Annotated in this window: 22 protein-coding genes; 8 read left to right on the forward strand and 14 right to left on the reverse strand. The window is 61.4% G+C overall.

The features are described 5' to 3' along the window. Positions 1-16 precede the first annotated feature (16 nt). Complete coding sequence (queG, locus tag BFN10_RS23460) at positions 17-1,081, forward strand: tRNA epoxyqueuosine(34) reductase QueG (RefSeq protein ID WP_071491682.1); 1,065 nt, start codon at positions 17-19, stop codon at positions 1,079-1,081. Here queG and BFN10_RS23465 read toward each other — a convergent pair. Next, positions 1,078-1,692, reverse strand: coding sequence for a trimeric intracellular cation channel family protein (locus BFN10_RS23465; protein ID WP_058423469.1), 615 nt, complete (start codon positions 1,690-1,692; stop codon positions 1,078-1,080). The genes queG and BFN10_RS23465 overlap by 4 nt on opposite strands. Positions 1,693-1,871: 179 nt before the next feature. After that, positions 1,872-2,414 (reverse strand): oligoribonuclease, encoded by a 543-nt coding sequence (gene orn / locus BFN10_RS23470; RefSeq protein ID WP_071491683.1) that lies wholly within the window; start codon positions 2,412-2,414, stop codon positions 1,872-1,874. A gap of 108 nt (positions 2,415-2,522) precedes the next feature. Here orn and rsgA point away from each other — a divergent pair, with 108 nt between their 5' ends. Further along, a complete protein-coding gene (gene rsgA, locus BFN10_RS23475) occupies positions 2,523-3,554 on the forward strand; it encodes a small ribosomal subunit biogenesis GTPase RsgA (protein ID WP_071491684.1) in 1,032 nt (343 codons plus the stop codon). Between the two features lie 396 nt (positions 3,555-3,950). On the opposite strand, the gene motB is transcribed toward rsgA, so the two are convergent. Next, on the reverse strand, positions 3,951-4,970 hold the full coding sequence (gene motB / locus BFN10_RS23480; RefSeq protein WP_071491685.1) for a flagellar motor protein MotB: 1,020 nt from the start codon (positions 4,968-4,970) through the stop codon (positions 3,951-3,953). Positions 4,971-4,973: 3 nt separating this feature from the next. Next, positions 4,974-5,825 (reverse strand): flagellar motor stator protein MotA, encoded by an 852-nt coding sequence (motA, locus tag BFN10_RS23485; protein ID WP_058423471.1) that lies wholly within the window; start codon positions 5,823-5,825, stop codon positions 4,974-4,976. A gap of 166 nt (positions 5,826-5,991) precedes the next feature. Here motA and BFN10_RS23490 point away from each other — a divergent pair, with 166 nt between their 5' ends. From BFN10_RS23490 to asd, 3 genes are read left to right on the forward strand one after another with little or no spacing between them, the layout of a single operon-like run. Beyond that, the gene (locus BFN10_RS23490) at positions 5,992-7,527 is read left to right on the forward strand and encodes an HDOD domain-containing protein (RefSeq protein WP_071491686.1); all 1,536 of its coding nucleotides are present in this window, start codon (positions 5,992-5,994) and stop codon (positions 7,525-7,527) included. A 57-nt stretch (positions 7,528-7,584) separates the two neighbouring features. Beyond that, on the forward strand, positions 7,585-8,400 hold the full coding sequence (locus tag BFN10_RS23495) for a rhodanese-like domain-containing protein (protein ID WP_071491687.1): 816 nt from the start codon (positions 7,585-7,587) through the stop codon (positions 8,398-8,400). A gap of 15 nt (positions 8,401-8,415) precedes the next feature. Then, entirely contained in the window at positions 8,416-9,276 is an 861-nt protein-coding gene (gene asd / locus BFN10_RS23500) for an archaetidylserine decarboxylase (RefSeq protein ID WP_071491688.1), read from the forward strand. Between the two features lie 143 nt (positions 9,277-9,419). Here asd and serB read toward each other — a convergent pair whose 3' ends face one another. Further along, on the reverse strand, positions 9,420-10,634 hold the full coding sequence (serB, locus tag BFN10_RS23505) for a phosphoserine phosphatase SerB (protein ID WP_071491689.1): 1,215 nt from the start codon (positions 10,632-10,634) through the stop codon (positions 9,420-9,422). Between the two features lie 133 nt (positions 10,635-10,767). Between serB and BFN10_RS23510 the strand changes: the two genes are divergently transcribed. Next, positions 10,768-12,255: an AhpA/YtjB family protein gene (locus tag BFN10_RS23510; protein WP_071491690.1), complete on the forward strand. Its 1,488-nt coding sequence runs from the start codon at positions 10,768-10,770 to the stop codon at positions 12,253-12,255. 187 nt (positions 12,256-12,442) lie between these two features. Here the strand turns inward: BFN10_RS23510 and BFN10_RS23515 are convergent, their stop codons facing one another. From BFN10_RS23515 to BFN10_RS23550, 8 genes are all read right to left on the reverse strand, one after another. Further along, positions 12,443-13,153 (reverse strand): PqiC family protein, encoded by a 711-nt coding sequence (locus BFN10_RS23515; RefSeq protein WP_071491691.1) that lies wholly within the window; start codon positions 13,151-13,153, stop codon positions 12,443-12,445. 176 nt (positions 13,154-13,329) lie between these two features. Then, positions 13,330-15,594, reverse strand: a complete 2,265-nt coding sequence (gene parC, locus BFN10_RS23520; protein WP_058423478.1) for a DNA topoisomerase IV subunit A — start codon at positions 15,592-15,594, stop codon at positions 13,330-13,332. A 73-nt stretch (positions 15,595-15,667) separates the two neighbouring features. Continuing rightward, positions 15,668-16,663 (reverse strand): esterase-like activity of phytase family protein, encoded by a 996-nt coding sequence (locus tag BFN10_RS23525; RefSeq protein ID WP_071491692.1) that lies wholly within the window; start codon positions 16,661-16,663, stop codon positions 15,668-15,670. Then, the gene (gene parE, locus BFN10_RS23530) at positions 16,663-18,570 is read right to left on the reverse strand and encodes a DNA topoisomerase IV subunit B (protein WP_071491693.1); all 1,908 of its coding nucleotides are present in this window, start codon (positions 18,568-18,570) and stop codon (positions 16,663-16,665) included. Before parE ends, BFN10_RS23525 begins: the two co-directional genes overlap by 1 nt. A 44-nt stretch (positions 18,571-18,614) precedes the next feature. Beyond that, complete coding sequence (locus BFN10_RS23535) at positions 18,615-19,223, reverse strand: YqiA/YcfP family alpha/beta fold hydrolase (RefSeq protein WP_071491694.1); 609 nt, start codon at positions 19,221-19,223, stop codon at positions 18,615-18,617. Positions 19,224-19,407: 184 nt separating this feature from the next. Further along, entirely contained in the window at positions 19,408-20,223 is an 816-nt protein-coding gene (gene cpdA / locus BFN10_RS23540; protein ID WP_071491695.1) for a 3',5'-cyclic-AMP phosphodiesterase, read from the reverse strand. A gap of 97 nt (positions 20,224-20,320) precedes the next feature. Next, on the reverse strand, positions 20,321-20,770 hold the full coding sequence (locus BFN10_RS23545; RefSeq protein WP_012721893.1) for a DUF1249 domain-containing protein: 450 nt from the start codon (positions 20,768-20,770) through the stop codon (positions 20,321-20,323). Further along, positions 20,761-21,378, reverse strand: coding sequence for an NUDIX domain-containing protein (locus BFN10_RS23550; RefSeq protein ID WP_058423483.1), 618 nt, complete (start codon positions 21,376-21,378; stop codon positions 20,761-20,763). The genes BFN10_RS23545 and BFN10_RS23550 overlap by 10 nt, the downstream gene beginning before the upstream one ends. Before the next feature lie 193 nt (positions 21,379-21,571). Between BFN10_RS23550 and BFN10_RS23555 the strand changes: the two genes are divergently transcribed. After that, complete coding sequence (locus BFN10_RS23555) at positions 21,572-22,309, forward strand: RsiV family protein (protein ID WP_071491696.1); 738 nt, start codon at positions 21,572-21,574, stop codon at positions 22,307-22,309. On the opposite strand, the gene cytX is transcribed toward BFN10_RS23555, so the two are convergent. Further along, positions 22,275-23,567 (reverse strand): putative hydroxymethylpyrimidine transporter CytX, encoded by a 1,293-nt coding sequence (gene cytX / locus BFN10_RS23560; protein ID WP_071491697.1) that lies wholly within the window; start codon positions 23,565-23,567, stop codon positions 22,275-22,277. The genes BFN10_RS23555 and cytX overlap by 35 nt on opposite strands. Before the next feature lie 126 nt (positions 23,568-23,693). Here cytX and BFN10_RS23570 point away from each other — a divergent pair. Beyond that, positions 23,694-24,829 (forward strand): IS3 family transposase gene (locus BFN10_RS23570; protein ID WP_428842196.1). Its coding sequence is split into 2 segments (ribosomal slippage): positions 23,694-23,940 and positions 23,940-24,829, totalling 1,137 coding nucleotides; the frame shifts between segments, so codons are not numbered across the junction. Positions 24,830-24,879 lie beyond the last annotated feature (50 nt).

Consider the following 24,879-nt stretch of genomic DNA (forward strand, 5'->3'; position numbering starts at 1 on the left):
CGGTTTCCCTTGTCTCATGCCTGCCATCACCACCGATCTGCCTGCCCTCGCCCAATCGATCAAAGACTGGGGCCGCGAGCTGGGCTTTCAGCAAGTCGGCATCAGCGGCCTGGACCTGGCCGAGCATGAACAGCACCTGCAACGCTGGCTCGACGCGGGTTACCACGGCGAGATGGACTACATGGGCGCCCATGGCAGCAAACGCTCCCATCCGGATGAGCTGGTGCCCGGCACCTTGCGCGTGGTGTCGCTGCGCATGGATTACCTGCCCGGCGACACACAGATGGCGCAACTGCTGGCCAAGCCGGAAAAAGCCTATATCTCGCGCTACGCCCTGGGCCGCGACTACCACAAGCTGATCCGCAAGCGCGTGCAGCAACTGGCCGACCGTATCCAGGCGCAAATCGGCCCCTTCGGCTTCCGTGCCTTCGTCGACAGCGCACCCGTGCTGGAAAAAGCCATCGCCGAAAAAGCCGGGCTGGGCTGGATCGGCAAGAACACCCTGGTGCTCAATCGCAAGGCCGGCAGCTACTTCTTCCTCAGCGAGCTGTTTGTCGACCTGCCGCTGCCGATCGACGCACCTCATAGCACTGAACATTGCGGGCGCTGCACCGCCTGCCTGGACATCTGCCCCACCAATGCCTTTGTCGGCCCCTACGTGCTGGACGCCCGTCGCTGCATTTCCTACCTGACCATCGAGCTCAAGACCGCAATCCCCGAAGACCTGCGCCCGTTGATCGGCAACCGCGTGTTCGGTTGTGATGACTGTCAGATCGTTTGCCCGTGGAATCGTTTCGCCCGCGCCACGGCCGAAGTCGACTTCAAGCCACGCCACAACCTGGATAACGCCGAACTGGCCGAGTTGTTTATGTGGGATGAGGATAAATTCCTCAGCAGCACCGAAGGTTCACCCCTGCGTCGCGCCGGCTATGAGCGTTGGTTGCGCAACCTGGCGGTAGGCCTGGGCAACGCACCGTCGAGCATTCCGGTGCTGGAAGCCTTGAAGGCGCGGCGCGAATATCCCTCCGAACTGGTGCGCGAACATGTGGAATGGGCGCTGAACCAGCACGCCAACCGCTAATGCACGTCGTCGTTGTAGACGAACTTGGGCATTTCCCAATGGAAACGGATCGCCAGCAAGCGCAGTAGAAAGCCGCTGAACAGCGTCAGCAGGATCGACTGCTCACTGGGCAGTTCCAGATACAGGCACAGCATGTAGAACCAGGCGGCCAGGAACGACACGCTGGCGTACAGCTCACGGCGGAAGATCAGCGGGATATCGTTGCAGAAGATATCCCGCAGGATGCCACCGAAAACGCCGGTGATCACGCCGCTGACCGAGGCCACCAGCATGCCGTGGCCCATCTCCAGGGCGGTCATGCAACCGATCAGGGTGAAGGCCACCAGGCCCAGGGCGTCCAATGCCAGGAACAACGAACGCAGGCGGCGCATCAGCGGGGCGATAAAGATCGTCACCAGCGCGGCGACGGAGGTCAGCACCAGGTATTCCGGGTGCTTGACCCAAGTCAGCGGGTAATGCCCCAGCAACACATCGCGCACCGAACCACCACCCAGTGCCGTCACGCAGGCGATCAGCACGACGCCAAACCAGTCCATGCCCCGCCGCCCAGCCGACAGCGCACCGGTCATGGCTTCGGCAGTGATGGCGATGAGGTAGAGCATCAGCAGCATGAGGGCGATCCTTGCAAAACTGTGGCGAGCGGGCTAGCCCCGCGTTGGGCTGCGCAGCAGCCCCAAAGCCGGCAATGATATCTGTTTGGAGAGATGTGTTGGCAGTATTAGGGCTGCTTCGCAGCCCAACGCGGGGCTAGCCCGCTCGCCACAAAAAACCGGCTCACCCTTGAAGGAATTCAAGCCTTGATGAAATGCTTGCGGTAATGCTGCAACTCGGCAATCGACTCGCGAATATCATCCAGCGCCAGGTGCGTGCTGCCTTTGTGGAAGCTGTCCTTCACTTCCGGCGCCCAGCGCGCCGCCAGCTCTTTAAGCGTGGACACATCCAGGTTGCGGTAGTGGAAGTAGCTTTCCAGCGCTTTCATATGCGTATAAAGGAAGCGGCGATCCTGGCAGATGCTGTTGCCGCAGATCGGCGACTTGCCCCTGGGCACCCATTTTTCCAGGAAGGCGATGGTTTCGGCTTCGGCTTCGGCCATGCTGATGCGGCTGTCACGCACGCGCTGGGTCAGGCCGGAGTTACCGTGGGTGCGGGTGTTCCACTCGTCCATGGTGGCGAGTACGGCATCGCTGTGGTGGATGGCGATCACCGGACCTTCGGCCAAGGTGTTGAGGTTGCTGTCGGTGACAATGGTCGCCATCTCGATGATGACGTCGGTGTCGGGGTTCAGACCGGTCATTTCCAGATCGATCCAAATCAGGTTCTGTGGGTTTTGCATGGGTTGATTCTCTTGGCACCTTGGCGTAGCTGCGCAGTTTAGCAGGCGGGGCCGTGCTAGACTCGCGACCGTTTTACCCAACCTTTGCATTATCGACACGGAACACCAATGGCCAAACGCCAGCTCAACCGTCGCCAAAACTGGCGCATCGAAAAGATTCAGGGCGAACGCGCCGCGCGCGCCGCCAAACGTGAATCCTCCGCCGTGGAAGCGCTCGAGGGAGGCGACCTCGGCCCTGAACAAACAGGCCTGGTGATCGCGCACTTCGGCGTGCAGGTCGAAGTCGAGGCGCTCGAAGGCGAACTCGCCGGCCAGGTGTTCCGCTGCCACTTGCGCGCCAACCTGCCGGCGCTGGTCACTGGTGACCGGGTTGTGTGGCGTGCTGGCAACCAGGGTATCGGCGTAATCGTCGCCCAACTGCCGCGCACCACCGAACTGCGCCGCCCCGATAGCCGCGGCCAGCTCAAGCCGGTCGCGGCCAACGTCGACATGATCGTGATCGTGTTCGCGCCGCTGCCCGAGCCCCATGCCAACCTGATCGACCGCTACCTGGTGGCGGCCGAACACGCCGGCATCCGCCCGCTGTTGCTGCTGAACAAATTCGACCTGATCGACGAGCAGAATGCCCCGGCACTCAACGCCCTGCTGGCGGTCTATCGTACCCTGGGTTACCCGGTGCTGGAGGTTTCGGCGCATCACGGTAATGGCATGGAACAGCTGCAACAGCAGCTGGACGGGCGCATCAGCGTGTTTGTGGGCCAGTCCGGCGTGGGTAAGTCCTCGCTGGTCAACAGCCTGCTGCCGGAAGTCGACACCCGCGTAGGTCCGCTGTCGGAACTGTCCGGCCAGGGCACCCACACCACCACCACCGCGCGGTTATTCCACTTCCCCGGCGGCGGCGAACTGATCGACTCCCCCGGCATCCGCGAATTCGGCCTCGGCCACGTCAGCCGCAGTGATGTGGAAGCGGGCTTCATCGAGTTCAACGACCTGATCGGCACCTGCCGCTTCCGCGACTGCAAACACGACCGCGAACCGGGCTGTGCGTTGCTCAAGGCGCTTGAGGATGGGCGCGTGCAGCAGCAGCGGATGAACAGCTATCGATCGATTATTGCGAGCTTGCCGGAGAGCAGTTACTAAAACCGCCCTGCCTTGATACACATAAAGCACGGCACAGCATGGCCTGGTCCATTGATTTAACGGGGTCTGGCATTAAGAATTCAGGACAACTGGGCGGCCCACCGACACGAGCCAGCCTGAATTCGGAATTCCTGCTGCGCATAATTGCTCCGTCACCAGCGCAAGCTGGCAGGAGTCTGGATCCTCTTCGGGGCTGATCCAGCGGCGCAGATGGGGCGAAGCAAGCTCCATAGAAAGACGCGAGCCACAGGGCGGGAGTACTTCGTACCGCGCCTGTGCACCGATGACATGCGAGGCGTGATCAAAGGCGTCAAAGCCTACCTCCCGCTATGACTGCAAAAGAAAACGCCCCGATCAGTATCGGGGCGTTTTCATGAGTGAAGCAGCTTCGGCAGCTTAAGAACCCGTCTTGGGCACCGTAGGATCCTTCACCCCACCGTCATCAAACAGGTTCAGCTTCTGGCGCAACTCATGCGCCGGCAACGGCTCCTGCCCTGGCGGAATCGCGTTCGGGTCGGCCGGTACTTCACCCGGTGCGCCGGCCCCCGGAGTAGGTTGCGGCGCTGGCGGCTGGTCACCTTCAATCGCACGCTGGGCCTTTTTGGTCAGCACCACGATGTCGATCCGGCGGTTGACCGGGTTGAACGGGTCTTGATGATCAAACAGCTGCGACGAAGCAAAACCCACCACCCGCGCCACCTGCGCATCCGGATAGCTGCCGGCCACCAGCGCACGGCGTGCGGCGTTGGCGCGGTTGGCCGAGAGTTCCCAGTTGCCGAAATCCCCCTGGCCCGCGTAAGGCTTGGCGTCGGTGTGGCCGCTGATGCTGATTTTGTTGGGTACCGCTTTGATGGTATCGGCCATGGCCAGCAGGATGTCTTCGAAGTACGGCTTCAAGCGTGCGCTGCCGGAGTCGAACATCGGCCGGTTGGCGGCGTCGGTGATCTGGATGCGCAGGCCTTCAGGCGTGATTTCGAAGGAGATCTGGTCCTTGAACTTCAGCAGTTGCGGGTTTTCCTCGACCTTGTTCTGCAGCTCCTGCAGCAACAGCTCAAGGCGCTCCTGCTCGACCTGTTCAGCCATCGACTCGACAGTATCGCGCTCGATCGGGATTTTTTCCTGAGGCGCTTCAGTCTTGACTTCGGGGTTGATGGTGCGCTCAGGCGCCAACTGCGGCGAACCGCCCAGGTCGATCACAAAGGGCGTGCCGCTTTCCGAAAAGCCAATCGGGTCCTTGAAGTAACCGGCAATGGCGATCTTCTGTTCAGGCGTGGCGGTGGACATCAGCCACAGCACCAGGAAGAACGCCATCATCGCCGTCGCAAAGTCGGCGAAGGCGATTTTCCAGGCGCCACCATGGTGCCCCGCAGCGAAGCGCTTGACGCGCTTGATGATTATCGGCTGGTTGTTTTCCATGGCTTAGCGACCGCGAACCGCTTGTTCCAGCTCGGCGAAGCTTGGGCGATGCTTGGGGTAAAGCACTTTGCGACCGAACTCCACCGCCAGCGACGGTGGCATGCCGGAAGCGGAAGCAACCAGGCTGGCCTTGATCGATTCGTACAGGTTCACTTCTTCCTTGGCGTCATGGGCCAGGGAAGTCGCCAGCGGGCCGAAGAAACCATAGGCCGCCAGAATACCGAAGAAGGTACCGACCAGCGCTGCACCCACGTGCATGCCAATAGCGGCCTGGTCGCCCTCACCCAGGGACGCCATGGTCACCACGATACCGAGTACCGCCGCGACGATACCGAAACCCGGCATACCATCGGCGATGCCGGTCACAGCGTGGGAGGGGTGCTCCAGCTCTTCTTTAAGGCTGAACAATTCCATGTCGAACAGGCCTTCCAGCTCATGGGGGGCCATGTTGCCGGAGGACATGATGCGCAGGTAGTCACAGATGTAGGCGGTCATGCGCTCGTCTTTGAGCACGGCCGGGTACTTGGCGAAAATCGGGCTGGCGGCAGCGTCTTCGATATCGGCTTCGATGGCCATCATGCCTTCACGGCGGCTCTTGTTGAGGATCTCGTAGACCAGGCCCAACACCTCCAGGTAGAAGGTATGGGTAAAGCGTGAACCGAACATGCCCAGCGACTTCTTGATCACGTGCATGGTCATGTAGCCGGGGTTGGCCTGCAGGAATGCACCCAGCGCCGCACCGCCGATGATCATCACCTCGAAAGGCTGGATCAGCGCAGCGATTTTACCGTGGGACAGGACGTACCCGCCGAGCACGCTTGCGAAGACGACGATGATGCCGATAATTTTAGCCATAGGAGATGAGTACTTGCGCCGTCGGGTTCATGGACATATTGGGTGTAGCAGAAAACTCTTGTTCTACTTATCGGCAAAACTGCGCCAGACTATAGCCCGTTAAGGCGAAAAGCCAGTTCGGCCCGCTCCGGGCGTGTAGACCGCAAGTGATGATCGCGCCCCAATCATGGCTAATGAAACGACAGTCCCAACTGCAAAACCCAACTCTCTCGCCGCTTGGATCAAGCGCCTGGACGAAGTGCTGCTGCCCGTTCCCCAGGCCAGTCACGACCGTGTGTGCAAAGGCATCCGCGATAACCGCAGTTCATTGCGGGATATTGCCGAACTGATGCAAAGCAGCCCGGCCCTGGTGCTCAGCGTGATGCGCGAGGCCAACAGCCACACCCATGGCAGCCTGGCGGAACCGGCGGAAAACCTGGAAGTGGCGCTCAACCGCCTGGGCCTCAAGCGCGCCGAAGAACTGCTGGCACGCCTGCCCTCGGTGCCGGCCAACGAGATCCCCGTGGCGTTGCGCCAACTGTTGCTGGTCAGCCAGCACGCGTCGCAGCAGGCCAACGGTCTGTTCGGCAGCCGCCTGGCGCGGCTGTGGCAAGACATCCACTGGGGCAGCCTGTTGTTCCTGTCGCCACTGTGGCCGATGGCGGTGGCCTACCCCAAGCTTCTGGAGGAGTGGGAGCTGCGGGTTATCCACAAGGGCCAATCAGCCCGCACGGTCGAGCAGGAACTGTTCGGCGTACGCCTGCTGGACCTTTGCGTCGGCCTGACCGAAGCCTGGCACCTGCCGATCTGGGTGTCCCAGGGCTATAAGTTGCTGATGAGCGAGCAGCGCCTGCTGGTCAAGGCCCTGCATATCGCTCGTGAAGACGACCCGCTGCGCCATCAGCAATTGCTCGACGCTGAACCCAATCTGCGGCGCTGGCTGAACCAGCCGGCCAATACCGTGTTGCTGGCCAACGGCCTGGCGATGTCGGCCCAGGAATCCTGGACCTGCCCGCACACCGAACGCTGGCAGTTGCTCACAGCGCTGTACCTGCAACAACCGTTGGATGAGGTGCAGCAACTGGTCCACCAACAAGCCGTCACCAGTGCCCGTACCACCCTGATGCCCGACCTCTGGCACCCGGCGCTATCGCTGATCTGGCCGTGGCATGTGGCGAAGATCCATCGCGGCCTGCTGCCGGCGCCACCGCCCACCGCCGAGGCCCTGGCCGTGTGGCGCAAGCGCTGCACTGAACTGTTGGTGGAACCGAGCCGCTTTGCCAACGCGATGCACCTGACCACCTGCGCCAAGGAGGCCTTGGTCGCCAGCGGCATGCAACGGGTCATGCTGTTGATGGCCGATCGCGCCATGAGCACCTTGCGCGTGCACCAGGTCGATGGCCTGCCCAAGGACGCCGCCAACTTGAGCCTGGACGTGGTCAACAGCACCTTGCTGCAACGTCTGCTGGAAAAGTCCGCCCAGGTGCGCCTCAACCCCGAAAACCATGCCCAGTTCTCAGCCTTGCTGCCGCCGATCCTGCGCCGCCTGTTCACCGGCGAACACCTGCTGCTGCGTTCCCTGAGCTGCAATGGCAAGGTGGTGATGCTGATGGTGGCCGACCAGGGTGGGGGGCCGTTCTCGGAAACCACCGTGCAGGCCTTCGGCAAAACCGCCCAATGCATCGAAAAAGCCCTGCACTGCTTTACCAACCGCAGCGCCTGATGCTTGCGCTACAATCGCCCTCTTTTATCGCCAACATTTGTGCCCAGGAGACCTCACATGCCTGACTTCTCTGGCTTGCCGCTGGTGATCGAGTCCAGCGACCTGATTGGTCGCCTCGGTGCCGAACACCTGATTCTGGTGGACCTCACCAGCGCTGCCCGCTACGCCGAAGGGCATATCCCCGGCGCGCATTTCGTTGACCCCAAGCGCACCCAACTGGGCCAGCCGCCGGCGCCCGGCCTGCTGCCCAGCAAGGCGGACCTGGAAAAACTGTTCGGCGAACTGGGCCACACCCCGGATGCAACCTACGTGGTCTATGACGACGAAGGCGGCGGCTGGGCCGGGCGCTTTATCTGGATGCTCGACGTGATCGGCCACCAGAAATACCACTACCTGGATGGCGGCCTGCTGGCCTGGCTGGAAGAACACCACCCGGTCTCCACCGACGTGCCCGCGCCTGTCGGTGGCCCGGTCAGCCTCACGCTGCACGAAGGCCCCACCGCCACGCGTGAATACCTGCAAAGCCGCCTGGGTGCTGCCGACCTGGGCATCTGGGATGCTCGCGGGCCGCTGGAATACTCAGGCGAGAAGGTCCTCGCTGCCAAAGGCGGGCATATCCCCGGCGCGGTCAACTTCGAATGGACCGCGGGCATGGACAAGGCACGCAACCTGCGTATCCGCCGTGACATGCCGCAGATTCTCGAAGACCTCGGATTGACCAAAGATAAAGAAATCATCACTCACTGCCAGACTCACCACCGCTCTGGCTTCACCTACCTGGTGGCCAAGGCGCTCGGTTATCCGCGAGTCAAAGGTTATGCCGGTTCCTGGGGCGAATGGGGCAACCACCCCGACACCCCCGTCGAGATTTAAGGTTTAAGGACAGTTATGAAAAAGCAGTTGTTTATCCTCAGCCAATACTTGCTGCCGCACCACTTGCTGTCGCGCCTGGCAGGTTGTGTCGCCGAGTGCCGCGTGCGCTGGTTCAAGAATGCCTTCACCGCCTGGTTTGCCAAGCGCTATCAAGTGGACATGTCCCAGGCCCTGGTTGAAGACCTGAGCGCCTACGAGCACTTCAACGCCTTCTTCACCCGCGCCCTGAAAGACGGCGCCCGCCCGCTGGATCAAACCCCAGGCGCGGTGCTGAGCCCTGCCGATGGCGCGGTCAGCCAACTGGGCCCGATCGAACATGGCCGCGTATTCCAGGCCAAGGGCCACAGCTTCAGCGTGCTGGAACTGCTGGGTGGCGATGCGGCCGTAGCTGCACCGTTCATGGGCGGCGACTTCGCCACCATCTACCTCTCGCCGAAGGACTACCACCGCGTGCACATGCCGTTGGCCGGCACGCTGCGCGAGATGGTCTACATTCCTGGACGCATCTTTTCGGTCAACCAGACCACCGCTGAAAACGTACCCGAGTTGTTCGCACGTAACGAGCGCGTTGCCTGCATCTTCGACACCGAACGCGGCCCGATGGCCGTGGTATTGGTGGGCGCGATGATTGTGGCGTCGATTGAAACCGTATGGGCCGGCTTGGTGACACCGCCAAAGCGCGAGCTGAAAACCTTCCGCTACGACGAAGCTGCACGTGCGCCGATCCACCTGGAAAAAGGTGCCGAGCTGGGGCGCTTCAAGCTGGGATCGACGGCGATTGTGCTGTTCGGGCCGGATCAGGTGAAGTGGGCTGAAGAATTGGCGGCGGGTACGCCAGTGCAGATGGGCCAGGGTATTGCACTGCCAAAAGCCTGATTTGAATTCAGTACAGAGCAAATGTGGGAGGGGGCTTGCCCCCGATTGCGGTGTATCAGCTGAAACATGTGCTTGCTGACACTCTGCTATCGGGGGCAAGCCCCCTCCCACATTTTTAACTGTATTCCTACTGTGAGATCGAGTTACAGCTGACCGTCCCGATCGCGAAAGCCCAGCAGATACAACACACCGTCCAGCCCCAGCGTCGAAATCGCCTGCTTGGCCGATTGCTTTACCAACGGCTTGGCCCGGAACGCCACACCCAACCCGGCAATCGCCAGCATCGGCAAGTCATTCGCCCCGTCGCCGACTGCAATGGTCTGCTCCAGACGCAACCCTTCCTTGTGAGCCAATTCCTTGAGCAGATCCGCTTTGCGCTGTGCGTCGACAATCGGCTCCACCGCCACGCCGGTCACCTTGCCATCCACCACTTCCAGCTCGTTGGCGAACACATAGTCGATACCCAGCCTGGCCTGCAATTGCTTGGCGAAGTAGGTGAAGCCGCCGGACAGAATGGCGGTCTTGTAGCCCAGGCGCTTGAGTTCGGCGAACAGGGTTTCGGCGCCCTCGGTCAGGCGCAGGGAAGCGCCGATGGAGTCCAGCACGCTCACGTCCAGGCCCTTGAGCAGCGCCAGGCGTTCCTTGAAGCTGGCGCGGAAGTCGAGTTCACCGGCCATGGCGCGCTCGGTGATTTGCGACACCTGCTCGCCAACACCCGCGGCCTTGGCCAGCTCGTCGATGACCTCAGCCTCGATGAGAGTCGAGTCCATGTCGAACACTGCCAGGCGGCGGTTGCGGCGGAACAGCGAGTCCTCCTGGAAGGCGATATCGACGTTCAGCTCCTGGGCCACGCTGAGGAACTCGGCACGCAGGGCTTGCGGGTCGGCCGGTTCACCGCGCACGGAGAACTCGATGCAGCCCTTGCCCTTGTCGGCCGGCGTGTCCAATGGCATACGACCCGACAAACGGTCGATATGGTCGATATTCAGGCCATATTGCGCGGTGATGGAGCTGACGCGCTGCAGTTGCTCGGCGGTGACCTTGCGGGTCAGCAGCGTCACGATGTGGCGTTTCTTGCCCTGGCCGGCAACCCATTGCCGGTAATCCTCTTCGGACACCGGAGTGAAACGCACCTGTTGGTCCAGCTTGTAGGCCGTAAACAGGATGTCCTTGAGCACCGAAGACGCCTGCTCGGTGCTCGGAATCTCGACCAGGATGCCGAACGACAGGGTGTCGTGGATCACCGCCTGGCCGATGTCGAGAATGTTCACACCACCCTGGGCCAGAACGCCGGTAATGGCTGCAGTCAGACCCGGGCGGTCTTCCCCAGTGATGTTAATCAGGACAATTTCGCGCAAGGCGCACCCCCAGGCTGGAAAAAAACCGCATTCTACCCACTTTCAGTGACCATCGGGCACAGCCAGCGCTTTGCCGGTCATGGGGCTGTCGCTATACTGCGCGTCAACTTCACGGACCAAGAGCCGAGCGCAAGTGAACCGGCCCACGCCAGTAAAAACCGATAACTTCTTCCTGCTGATCTTCCGGGCACTGCGCCACCGCCGTGTACCGATCGCATTACGCATCGCCAGCCATAACGTGATCCTGGTCGCCCTGGCCCTGGTGATCTACGCCTGCGTGATGGGATTGCAGTTCAAGCAGGCCATGCACGAACAAGCCGACGCCCTGGGCGAGAGCCTGACGACCCAGACCGCCACCTCGGCGACTGAGTTGCTGGTGTCCAACGACATCCTCAGCCTCAACGTACTGCTCAACAACCTGACCAAGAACCCGCTGGTGGCCCACGCCGCCATCTACAGCGTGGACAACCGGATCATGGCCGAAGCCGGGCAACGCCCGAAAAACGGCCTGCTGGGTGAAGCCGAAGGCCTGTATTCGAGCAATATTACGTTTCAGGATGTGAAGGCCGGCCAACTGCGCATCAGCCTCGACATGCAGCAATTCCAGCAGCCGATGACCATCAGCCTGCAAAGCATGGGCATTCTCAGCGCGATCCTGCTGGCCCTGGCCCTGGCTCTGAGCCTGCGCCTGGGACGGCATATCTCTACGCCCTTGATGCAACTGCGCATCTGGCTGCGGGACATCGACGAACATACTCCGGCCACTGATCGCCAGGACGAAATAGGCGACCTCGCTCGCCAGCTGCACGCCAGCTTCGCCCCGGAACCGGTGGTGCGCGAGATTGAGCCCGAGCCTGAGTTCGACGATGAGCCTGAGTTTGAAGTGGAAGACGCCCCGGTCGCAGGCCTCAAACCTGCCACTCGCCAGGCGTTCAAAGCCGAAGAGGACGAGCTGGACGACGAAGACCCGTTCGCCGATCTGCGCGACACCTCGGCCAGCGCCCCGGCCGTCGCCGCCAAACCAGCTCCGGTAAAGAGTGCAGAACCCCAGTACAGCGCCGTTCTGGCGGTGCAACTGGGAGCACAGGATCAACTCCGTCGCCTGCCACGCGCACGCCTGACCGAGTTGCTGGAACGCTACCGTGACTGCCTCGACCAGGCCGCTTCGCTGTACCAGAGCGAATTGCACACCCTGAACGATGGCAGCACGCTGATGCTGTTCCACAGTGAAGACAGCGGTGAAGACTACCTGACCAACGCCATCTGCTGCGGCGAGTTGCTGCGCGCCCTGGGTCATGAATTGCAGATCGAAGTGGCGGACAGCGGCATTACCCTGCAACTGCAGCTTGGCCTGACAGTGGGCGACGATCTGTTCGGCATAAGCCAGATCGACCTGCTGCTCACCGAAATCGCCCAGGACGCCCTGGCCCTGTCCCAACACAGCCGCAACCTGCTGCTGGTGGAGCGCAAGATCAGTGAAGACACGCTGATCCGCCAACGCGCGCGTATCCGCCCGATTGCCAGCCCTGAAGGGGCCAGTTGTGTGGAGCGATTGATGGAGCCGTATCCGTCGATGCTGGAGCGGCAGTTGGCGCGGATGCATGAAACCCGCGCCAAATAAAACGGTAGGACTCATGTGGGAGGGGGCTTGCCCCCGATAGCCGAGTATCTGTTAACACATCATTAACTGAACTACCGCTATCGGGGGCAAGCCCCCTCCCACATTGGGTCCGCAGCCTGGCTCAAATTGCGCACAAACAAAAAGGCCCGCTGAATCAGCGGGCCTTTTTGTTTGTCTGCGATTCAGGTCAGAACCTGAACACTTCCATATCCGTACGGATCGGCGTAGCCATCGGCATCTTCGGCTTCTGCGGCTCTGCCGGCCTGGCCTGCGCCGGCGCGCTTTGCTTGCGCGGCGCTTCGGCAATCGGCGGTTGGTTGGCCAATGGCTTGAGCGCCACCGACAACTGCTGCGCCAAATGCTGCAACAACACGCCCTGGGCCTGGACCTGGGACGCAGTGGAACCGGTGTGCTGTTCCTGCAAGTGCACGATACGGTTATCACGCACCTGCCCACGACGGTCGATCAAGCGCCATTGCGCATCGAGGATGGCCGGTTGCGACGTGCCGGAGTCAAGCCGGGTAATGGTCAGCAACACCTGTACATCAGGCGTGAACCCGGAGGGCCCTGGTGCCAGGACCACCCGCTGGCTGTCCAACTGACCCGCCACCTGGCGCAACATCAACTGATTGATATCAGAGGACAAACTCCCCGCCCAACGGCCATCGGTGGAACCTTGCAGGCTTCCATCGTTCTGACGTTGCAGGAGGGTTTCGCGTTGCAGGTAGTCGGCTACGACCACCGGGCCGAGCAGGACGGCCATGCCGGCGGACTGTGCAGGTTGAGCCGGACTTCCGCTGTCCAGCTGATACAGCGACACCGGTTGGTGTGTGCTGCAACCCGCCAGCCCCAAAAGGCCAGCGAGCATGAAAATAAAAGGAAGGCGTGGAGCAGTCATCATCCCATCCAGGTGGCTGCCACAAGGCGAACCACAATGTAATACTAAAAATAACCTAAATACGCTCGGCCACGCCGGCGCTGGAAAGGCCATATCATCCGTGAATATGCGCCATGACTCCAGCGCCAAAGCATCGATCTACGCGTTAAATCGTAGATCGAGAGCTCTAAAACGCGTTAAACCGGCGCTTCTACCAGCAAGGCATCCACTCGCTGGAAGCCTCGAGGCAGTTTGTTACCACGCCGACCACGTTCGCCCTTGTAATGTTCAAGGTCGTCAGGGCGTAGCGACAGCGTACGCTTGCCGGCCTGGAGCACCAGGGTCGCGCCTTCCGGGATCACCGCGATGTCGGTCACGTACTCTTCGCGACTGGCCACCCGCTCGCCGGGAATACCGATGATCTTGTTGCCTTTACCTTTGCCCAACTGCGGCAGGTCGCTGATCTTGAACACCAGCAAACGCCCTTCGGTGGTCACCGACGCCAGCCAGTTGCTCTCACGATCATCCACCGGCCGCGGCAGGATCACCTTGGCGTTGTTGGGCAAGCTCAGCAACGCCTTGCCCGCCTTGTTCTTGGCCTGCAGGTCTTCACCCTTGACCACGAAACCGTAACCCGCGTCGGACGCGATCACATACAGCGCATCGTCGTCCGGCAGCAGCACACATTCGAAATTCGCCCCTGGCGGCGGCGTCAGACGCCCGGTCAACGGCTCGCCCTGTCCCCGTGCGGATGGCAAGGTGTGAGCCGGCACCGAATAACTGCGCCCGGTGGAATCGATAAACACCGCAAACTGGTTGGAACGCCCGGCCGCAGCGGTCTTGAACCCGTCACCGGCCTTGTACGACAGACCAGTGGCGTCAATATCATGCCCCTTGGCGGATCGAACCCAACCCTTTTCCGACAGAACGACAGTAATTTTCTCGTTTGGCAGCAGCTCGGTTTCTGTCAGGGCTTTCGCCTCGGCACGCTGCACAATTGGCGAACGACGGTCGTCACCGTAGGTTTCGGCGTCTTTGATCAGCTCGCTGCGCACCAGTTTCTTCAGCTTGGCCTCACTGCCCAGCAGGGCTTGCAGCTTGGCTTGCTCCTTGAGCAGCGCGTCCTGTTCGTCGCGCAGCTTCATCTCTTCCAGTCGCGCCAATTGACGCAAGCGGGTGTCGAGGATGTAGTCAGCCTGGATCTCGCTCAGCTCGAAACGCGCGATCAACTCGGCTTTCGGGTGCTCGGCGGTACGGATGATGTGGATCACTTCATCCAGGTTGAGGTAGGCAATCAGCAAGCCGTCCAACAGGTGCAGGCGGCGCTCGACCTTGTCGAGGCGGAACTGCAGGCGGCGACGCACGGTCTGCACCCGGAATTCCAGCCACTCCACCAGCAGGTTGCGCAGGTTCTTCAACTGCGGCTTGCCGTCCAGGCCGATGATGTTGACGTTGACCCGGTAACTGGACTCCAGGTCCGTGCTGGCGAACAGATGCTGCATCAACACTTCGTGGTCGACCCGGCTGTTGGTCGGGATGATCACGATGCGGCATGGGTTCTCGTGGTCGGACTCGTCACGCAGGTCGGCCACCTGCGGCAGTTTCGACGGTTTGGCCTGCATCAGCGCGGCGATCTGCTCCAGCACCTTGGCGCCCGACACCTGGTGCGGCAGTGCGGTGACGATAATGTCGCCATCCTCGATGTGGTAAACGGCGCGCATGCGCACCGAGCCCTTGCCGGTTTCGTACATTTTCAGCAGGTCGGCGCGCGGTGTGATGATTTCCGCTTCGGTCGGATAGTCCGGGCCCTGGATGTGCTCGCAGAGCTGTTCAACCGTGGCTTTGGGCTCATCCAGCAAACGCACGCAGGCCGTGGCGACCTCACGCAGGTTGTGCGGCGGTACGTCAGTGGCCATCCCCACCGCAATGCCGGTGGTGCCATTGAGCAGGATATTCGGCAAACGTGCCGGTAACACCAGTGGCTCGTCGAGCGTGCCGTCGAAGTTGGGGCCCCAGTCGGCGGTGCCCTGCCCCAGTTCGCTCAGCAAGACTTCCGAGTAACGCGACAGGCGCGCTTCGGTGTATCGCATGGCAGCGAAGGACTTGGGATCATCCGGCGCACCCCAGTTACCCTGGCCGTCCACCAGCGTGTAGCGATAGCTGAACGGTTGGGCCATCAGCACCATGGCTTCGTAGCACGCCGAGTCGCCGTGGGGATGGAACTTACCGAGTACGTCACCGACGGTACGCGCCGATTTCTTGTGCTTGGAATCAGCGTCCAGGCCCAACTCACTCATGGCGTAGATGATGCGCCGTTGTACGGGCTTCAGGCCGTCGCCGATATGCGGCAAGGCACGGTCCATGATCACGTACATGGAGTAGTTGAGGTAGGCATTTTCGGTGAAGTCAGCCAGCGACCGGCGTTCTACGCCGTCTAAGCTGTCTGCGAGGATGTCACTCATGCGGGCCTCATCATGCTTGGGTATGGCGCAGCGGAAATGCCACGGCACCGGGTCAATTCAAAAAAGTGTTGGCTCATGGCTTGGCGCTCCAGCCACCGACAGGGGCGGCAAAACGATAGACCATGGGGCGTTTTTCACCATCGGCACGTGGGCCGAAATTGTTGTCCAGACCGATCCAGGCGCCATCGGCGTCCACCACCAACGCTTCGGCCAGGCCGTAGGGCTGATCGTATCGGCGTTGCGGCGTGAGCATCTCGGAAGCAAATGACCAGCATTGCTCGACAGCCCCCGTGACGGCATCGCGGCGGCACAGCTGGTATTGGCTGCTTTCGAGCGTGAACAATTTGCCCTGAAACAGCGCCACATCCGAAAAATTCCTGGCGACCGCCTTGGCCTTGGGCACTTGGGCAGGCTGCATCTCGGTGCCCGCCTCACTCAATAACACGCACGGGCCATCGCAGTCCCACAGGCTTTGCGGACGCTTGATTGAAATCAGGCCACGCCGTTCACGCTCAGCCGCCAGCCAGATCTGATTGCCTTCAGGGTTGATCGCCAGGCCTTCAAACAATGCATTGAAGTGCAGCAACAGGCCGCTGGCCCGGGCCTCACGCACCATGCCCGGCGCGATCCTCAACCAGTCCGGCGCCCCCGTTACCGGCACTTGCAGCACCGCCGCATGGGCTTCGCTGACAATGTAGCGGTTACCGGCGGCATCGCAGGTGATACCTTCAAAATCCAGGTCACCACCGCGAATGAGCGAGGCTGCCTTGGTGCGCGAACGCAACCCCCAGGGCAAGCCGGACTCGGGCACCGGCGGCACGTCGATATTCACGGTTTCGGCCTTCCAAGTCGTCTCGCTTGTATCCAGGCGGTAGATCTGGTCGTCATCACGATCGGAAACCGTCCACAACTCGTTACCGCACAACGCCAGGCCCGACAGGTTGCCGCCGCGCATGCCGTCTACCGGGTGTTCGGACACCAGCTTTAGCTCGGCCGCAGGCGCGGCAGCCACCTGGGCGGCCGCCAAACTGCTCAACATCAGGATCGCCAGGGCGAAACCTGTGCGCATCAGCCCAGAACCTCGGCCAGGTTGCCTTTGGATTCCAGCCAGGACTTGCGGTCCGGCGCGCGTTTCTTCGCCAGCAGCATGTCCATCATTTCCGAGGTGGCGGCGAAATCGTCGCCCAGCGTCAACTGCACCAGGCGCCGGGTGTTCGGGTCCATGGTGGTTTCGCGCAGTTGCGGCGGGTTCATTTCACCCAGGCCTTTGAATCGCGTGACCTGTGGCTTGCCGCGCTTCTTCTCGGCCACCAGGCGGTCGAGGATGCCATCGCGCTCGGCTTCATCCAGGGCATAGTAAATCTCTTTGCCCAGGTCGATGCGGTACAGCGGCGGCATGGCGACGTAGACGTGGCCGGCATCCACCAGCGGGCGGAAGTGCTGGACGAACAGCGCGCACAACAGCGTGGCGATGTGCAGGCCGTCGGAGTCGGCGTCGGCGAGGATGCAGATCTTGCCGTAGCGCAACTGGCTCATGTCCGCCGCGCCCGGGTCTACCCCAATGGCCACGGCGATGTTGTGCACTTCCTGGCTGGCCAGGACTTCGCTGCCATCGACTTCCCAGGTGTTGAGGATCTTGCCGCGCAACGGCAGGATCGCCTGGAACTCCTTGTCCCGCGCTTGCTTGGCGGAACCGCCGGCGGAGTCACCTTCCACCAGGAACAGCTCGGAGCGCATCGGGTCCTGCCCGGCGCAATCGGCCAGTTTGCCGGGCAATGCCGGGCCCTGGGTGATGCGTTTGCGCTCGACCTTCTTGCTGGCCTTCAAGCGACGGCCGGCGTTGTTGATTGCCAGCTCAGCCAGGGCCAGGCCCAGTTCAGGGTGCTCATTGAGCCACAGGCTGAACGCATCCTTGACCACCCCAGAGACAAACGCCGCCGCTTCACGGGACGACAGGCGCTCTTTGGTCTGGCCGGAGAATTGCGGCTCCTGCATCTTCATCGACAGCACGAACGCAATGCGCTCCCACACGTCTTCCGGCGCCAGCTTCACCCCGCGTGGCAGCAGGCTGCGGTATTCGCAGAATTCGCGCATGGCATCGAGCAGGCCCTGGCGCAAGCCGTTGACGTGAGTGCCGCCCTGGGCCGTGGGGATCAGGTTGACGTAGCTTTCCTGCACGCTATCGCCGCCCTCGGGCAACCACAACAGCGCCCAGTCCACGGCTTCTTTATTACCGGCCAGGCTGCCGCAGAACGGCTCGTTGGGCAGGCGCTCGAAGTCGCTGACGGAGTCTTCCAGGTACGAACGCAGGCCGTCTTCGTAATGCCACTCGACCTTCTCGCCGGTGCCTTTGTCTTCAAAGGTCACCAGCAGGCCCGGGCACAGCACGGCCTTGGCCTTGAGCACATGCTTGAGGCGGCTGATGGAGAATTTCGGCGAATCGAAGTATTTCGGGTCCGGCGCGAAGTACACGCTGGTGCCGGTGTTGCGCTTGCCAACGGTGCCGATCACTTCCAGGTCGGTGGCTTTGTAGCCATCGGCAAAGGTCATCTGGTACTCGTTGCCGTCGCGCTTGACCTTGACCCGCACCAGCGTGGACAGGGCGTTGACCACGGAAATACCCACACCGTGCAGGCCACCGGAGAACTGGTAGTTCTTGTTGGAGAACTTGCCACCCGCGTGGAGCTTGGTGAGGATCAGCTCGACGCCCGGCACTCCCTCTTCCGGGTGGATGTCCACCGGCATGCCGCGACCATCGTCGGACACTTCCAGGGAGTGGTCAGCGTGGAGAATGACATGCACCGACTTGGCGTGCCCGGCCAAGGCTTCGTCGACGCTGTTGTCGATGACTTCCTGGGCAAGGTGGTTCGGCCGACTGGTGTCGGTGTACATGCCGGGGCGTTTGCGCACCGGGTCGAGGCCCGAGAGGACTTCGATGGCGTCGGCGTTATAAGAGCTAGCGCTGGGAGTGGCCATGGGGTCTCGTCGTGAGTCGTTCGATTAAAAAATGACCTGCGACTTTACAGTGCAGCAAAGTCGAAGGATTGATACTGATCTGCGCCAATACCGGCAAAGCTCAAGATCGCCGGTAATTGCCGGGCGAAACCCTGGTAACCATGGTCGCCGCCGGCCTGGATGCGCAAGGCACAGGCCCGGTAATACTGCTGGGCGAGGCGATAATCCAGGGTTTCATCCCCGGTCTGCAACCACACCTGATACCGCGCGGCGTCCTGGGGCGCCGGCACTTCCAGTTCGGCCAGGGCCGTCACGTGGTCGTGGGTCAGCTCCCAGGTTTCATCGGTGTAGAGGTTCTTCTGGGTGCCCAGGTAACCGTCGAACATCCGATGGGGGCTGACCGCCGGGTTCACCAGCAATGCCTTGAGGCCATGGCGTTCGGCAAGATGGGTTGCATAGTAGCCGCCGAGTGAGCTGCCGACCAGCAGTGGCCGACCCAGTTCGGCAATCGCGGCTTCCAGTTGAGGAATCGCCTGACGGGGATGGTGATGCAGGGCCGGTACACGCAGTTGCCCGGCCAGGCCAAGGTTGTCCATCACGGTGATCAGCTGGCTGGCCTTGTTGGACGCCGGCGCGCTGTTGAAACCGTGGATATACAGGATCGAAGCGGACATGCCGGGCTCTCCATGACTCAGCCAAAGAGGCGCAGTTTACAGGGATCGAAGCCGTGTGTGATGACCTCAGCCCTCAATACACCGAAGATACAATGTGGGAGGGGGCTTGCCCCCGATAGCGGAGTGTCAGGCACTGTTAGATGTGACTGATCCACCGCCATCGGGGGCAAGCGCCCTCCCACAGTCAATAGCCGTTGCTGCCGTAGTCCACGGTAAATTCGAAGCCCTGGACACGCTCCACCCCGGTCTCCAACCGTCCGTCGGCGTGCAGGCGCAGCCAGCGGTAGCCCGGTGCCTGTTCACTGACCTTGAAATCCTCGCTATCCGGCGCGAACTGGATGCAGGTGGACGGCGACGCCAGCAGGCGCACGCCGTTGCGCTCGTGGTCGATTTCCTGGTGCACATGCCCCCACAGTACCGCCCTCACCTGCGGGAAACGGTCGAGCACCGCAAACAGGGCCTCCGGGTTGCGCAGGCCAATGGGTTCCATCCAGGCACAACCGATGGACACCGGATGATGGTGGAAGCACACCAGATGGTGACGGTTCGGCGCTTCGCTCAGGGCCTGGGCGAGCAGTTGCAATTGGCTGTCCTGCAAGTAACCGGGCACAGAGCCGGGTACGGCGGAGTCCAGCAGGGTGACACGCCAATGGCCGATATCGACCACCGGTTCCAGCAAGTCGCTGTGCACGGCGGCGTGGGCCATGATCTGCGGCTCGTCGTGATTGCCAGGAATCCAGCGCGTCGGGGCGCCAATGAGCGCAGTCATATCGCGAAACTGCTGATACGACTCCAATGTGCCGTCCTGGGAAATATCCCCCGTAGCCAATAACAGGTCGATCCGGGGCTGCTGCGCACGCACCAGCTCGATCACCCTTTGCAGGCTGTCACGGGTGTTCATGCCCAACAGCGTGCCATCGGCCTCGGCAAACAGGTGGCTGTCGGACAGTTGCACCAGCAAGGCCGGTGCATCGGGGCTCACGGTGGATACGCTCGGCAAGGCGCTCTCCCAAGGCAATCACAGGAATGGACGTTTGGCGTGATTATGCTGGGGCAGGACACAAAGAGGAAACCCAGGAAGCGGACGCAGTTCACATCTACCGAACGGCTTCGAACTCATGGCCCAGGGCCAGGCAGTGACTCAACCATTCACCGAGGAACACATTCAGTTGTGCTTTCTCGTCGGGCTGGTGCATGAACACGTTGGGGTAAGGATAGATGCTGCGAAAGCGCCGCGCATGTTCGGCGCTGATCACTTCGGCCATGCGTGCGTCGTGGTACACCTGCACTTCCAGCTGCGGCACCGGCAGCCAAGGCAGGCTGTGTTCCTGGCGCACGCGCAGGGTGGTGGTGTACGGGCAGTTGACGATCACTTCCAAGGCCAGCACGCCGAGCATCTGGTCGCCATGGGTCACGCCGATACGCCGCGCCTCGGGGGCGTGGCGCATGTCGGGGAGCAGGCGCATCAGCCGCGCATAGTTGGCCTCGCAGGCGGCTTGCAGCCCGATCAGGTCGACTCGATAACGTTCCCGTGCCTTTACTGCCATAACCCCCTCACTTCCGCGCGATTAAGCGCAAGCCACTGCAGGGCGATAATGCTGGCTGCGTTGGAAATTTTGCCGTCGCGCACCGCTTGCAGGGCATCTTCGAAGGCCCACACGGTGACGCGGATATCTTCAGCTTCTTCTTCCAATCCATGGACGCCCCCCGCACCCGAGCTGTCGCAACGGCCCAGGTACAAGTGGACAAATTCGGTACTGCCACCGGGCGACGGGAAATATTTGGTGATCGGCCACAGCGCGGAGAATGTCAGCCCAGCTTCCTCCTCGGCTTCGCGGTGTGCAACCTCCTCCGGCTCTTCATCCTTGTCGATCAGGCCGGCGACCATCTCTACCAGCCACGGGTTGTCGGTACGCCCCATGGCGCCGACGCGGAACTGCTCGATCAGCACCACTTCATCACGCTGCGGGTCGTAGGGCAGCACGCACACGGCATCATGACGAACAAAGACTTCGCGGTTGATCACCCGGCTCATGCCGCCATCGAACTTCTCGTGGCGCAGTTGCACGCGATCAAGCTTGTAGAAGCCCTGGTAGGCATTGTCGCGCTGAACAATCTCGATTGTGCTCGGCGTCGATTTTGCAAAATCCGTCATATCCCTTCCTCGTTGAGCCTGCGCAATTGGCGCCATCCTAACGCGCTCATGCCTCTGGATGCAGCCCCTTTCCAGTTGCTGGGATAGACGGCGGGCGTCAAACACACTCTAATCAGCTTAGTGGCGAACTGACTGCCGTGCTGGCAGTCGAAGCTCCACAAATTTCGCTCTTATCGATAGACGAAGGACTTACATGTCGCTTTTAAAAATCGCCTCCGTGGCCTGCATCGCAATGACCCTCGGCGCGTGCCAGAGCCTGTTCCAGCCGAGTTACAAAGCCCCGGTGGAAGCCACCCGCGACGCCACCGAGCAAAGCAAGCCGGGCTGCGCCAGCGCCGATTGCCCGCTGGTGAATATCGACACCGTGCACTTTGCCAAGGAACCCAAGCTGGACGCATTGATTGAACAGCGCCTGCTGGAAATGACCCAAAGCGATCCCCTGCCGACGAGCCTGGAGACCTATCGCGAGCAATTCCTGAAAACCGCCGCTCCACGCAACAGCATGTACTTGCAGGCCAAGGTACGTGAACAGCATGACGGCTTGGTGATCATCGAATTGTCCAGCTACCTGGACCAGGGCGCCACCCACGGCGAGCCCGGCCGCGCGTTCATCAACTATTCGCGCCAGCGGCAAAAGGCCCTGACCCTGACCGACATGCTGCTGCCCGGCAAGGAAGATGCGTTCTGGAAAGCCGCCCAGGTGGCCCACAACAGCTGGCTGATCAGCACCCGCCTGAGCCTGGAGCCGGAGTATGTGAAGACCTACCCCTTCCAGAAAACCCCGAACGTGGCACTGACCTATGGGGGCGTGATCCTCAAGTACCCTACCAACACCATCGCGCCGTACGCCCTGGGCCACGTCGAATTGCAGATTCCCTACTCACGCCTGGACGGCATCATCCAGCCTGAGCTGGTGCCTGCACGCCGCTGAAGGCTTTAGCCAGAATTAACTGCAACAGCCCTGCCAGCACCAGCGCCGGCAGGGTCGCGCCGATGTCCGGATACAGATTGGCCAACAGGTGATACGTCGCGACGCCGCCCAGCCAAGCCAGCAGCGCCGGCCAACGCAGGTTGGCGACAGCGCCCTGGCCACGACGACGCAGGATAAAGTGATCCACCAGCACCACGCCGAACAGCGGCGCGAACACCGAGCCGATCAGCAACAGGAAGTTCTGGTATTGCGCCAACGGTGCAAAGCAGGCGATAAGCGTGCAGATCATGCCGATGGCCAACGCCAGGTGCTCCACCTTCAAACGCAACAGCATGCCGCTGGAAACCGCCGCCGAGTGAATATCGGCAAAGGCATTTTCCGACTCATCCAGCAGGATCAGCAGCAGCGGAATCCCCAGGCCAGCCCCGGCCAGCGCCAGCAACAGCGCATTCACCTCACCGCTCGGCGCAAACGCCAGGGTGTAGGCCACGCCCAGGCTCATCAGCCAGAAATTACCGATAAAGAAACCCAGCGCCGTGCCGCCGAACACGTTTTTGGCGCGCTTGCCGAAGCGTGAGTAATCGGCAATCAGCGGCAGCCATGACAGCGGCATGGCAATCGCGATATCAACGCCCACCGCGAACGGCATCGAACTGTCACCGGCGTTGGCCCAGAGTGCGGTGAGGTCGGCTTTGGCGAACAGGTTCCAGGTCAGCCACAGGCAGGCGGCGAGCAGCAGCCAGATGCCCCATTTGCGCAGGATCTGACGCACAAACGTCAGTGGACCGCTGACCGCCAGCAAGGTCGCCAGACCGCCGAAGAACAGCGTCCACAGCAATGGGCTGGCCAACAGGCTGCCGTCGCTGAATGCCCGCGCGCCCAACAGGCTCGCGGCGTCACGCATCACGATGATTTCGAACGAGCCCCAGCCGATCAGTTGCAGCAGGTTGAGCAACGCCGGCAGGCTGGCGCCCTTGGCACCCAGGCTGAGCTTGAGCGCGGCCATGGCGGACAGGCCGGTATCGCTGCCGATGACGCCGACGGCGGCCAGCAGCAGGACGCCGACCAGGGTGCCGAGGAAAATCGCCAGCAACGAACCGGACAAGCCCAGGCCCGGCGCCAGCAAGGCGCCGGTCTGCAGAACCATCAGGCCGATGCCGAGGGAGAACCACAGGGAGAACAGGTCGCGGGCGCCGAAGACTCTTTTGTCGCTCGGCACTGCGATATCGGGGGAGTAAGTACTCGGTTGAATGCTCAAGGGGGTTATCTCTGAGGGGCATTTGTTGTTTGCTGGATCGCTATCGGGGGCAAGCTGAACTGGCCTAATGATTTTGGACACTTCAATCGGGCGCTATGATAGCGCCCAAATCTGAGGTGTTTGGATATGCGTAAATCTTATTCGAGTGAGTTCAAGCTCAAGGCTGCCAGCATGGTGCTGGATGAAGGTCAGCCGGTTACCGAGGTCTGTGCCAGCCTGGATATTGGTCCTACTGCTCTGCGCCGTTGGGTCGATCAAGTGCAAAAAGAACGCTTGGGCTCGACTCCGGTGGGAGCCAAGGCAATTACCGCTGATCAACGAGAGATCCAGAGACTCAAAGCCCTGCTCAGGGAGAAAGACCTGGACATTGAAATCTTAAAAAAGGCCAGTGCTCTCCTGCTTTTGGACGCCAAAGATCATTCACGCTGATCGATGAGCTGGACGAGCAGTACGGCGTTAAAAGGTGTTGCCGGGCGTTCGGGGTTAACCGCAGCAGCTTCTATGCCTGGCGCCAGCGCCAGGGCAGAGCAAATCCTGAGCGGGAAAAGCTCAAAGCCGCGCTGGTCAGGCACCACAAGGCGTCGAGAGAGTCGGCGGGCGCACGTACCTTGTCCAAGGAGCTGCAAGCCAAAGGACATCGTGTCGGACGTTACATGGCTCGCAATTTGATGCGCGAGGCTGGCATCGCTAGTCGTCAGCGCAGGCGCCATAAGTACAAGTCGCCGGGCGTGGAGGCCTTGGTGGCGCCGCATGTGCTCAAGCGGAAATTTGATGTGACGGCGGTTAATCAGGTGTGGTGTGGCGACGTAACGTACATCAAGGTCGGCAAGCGTTGGATGTACTTCGCCGCCGTTCTGGATCTGTACGCTCGCAGGATCGTAGGCTGGTCGTTCTCGATGATTTCGGATGCCAACCTGACCTGCGAGGCACTACGCATGGCAGTTGAGCTACGCGGCCATCCCGAGGATGTGTTGTTTCACTCTGACCAAGGTTGCCAGTACACCAGCCATAAATTCCGAAACGCGCTTGTGAAGCATGGGTTTAGGCAAAGTATGAGCCGTAAAGGCGAGTGCTGGGACAACGCCCCGATGGAGCGTTTCTTTGGTAGTTTGAAATCCGAGTGGGTTCCTGAAACGGGCTACAAACTGGAGCATGAGGCCCGGGCAGATGTGCAGCGCTATGTCTCGCGCTACAACATCAGCAGGCCTCACAGCTACAACGACTACCGGTCGCCGGTCGCGAAGGAAAGGTTGGCGGCATGAACCTTAATCGGTGTCCAAGATTACTTGACCAGTTCAAGCCCCCTCCCACA

The sequence above is a fragment of the Pseudomonas extremorientalis genome, from assembly GCF_001870465.1.
Taxonomy (GTDB): Bacteria; Pseudomonadota; Gammaproteobacteria; order Pseudomonadales; family Pseudomonadaceae; genus Aquipseudomonas; species Aquipseudomonas extremorientalis.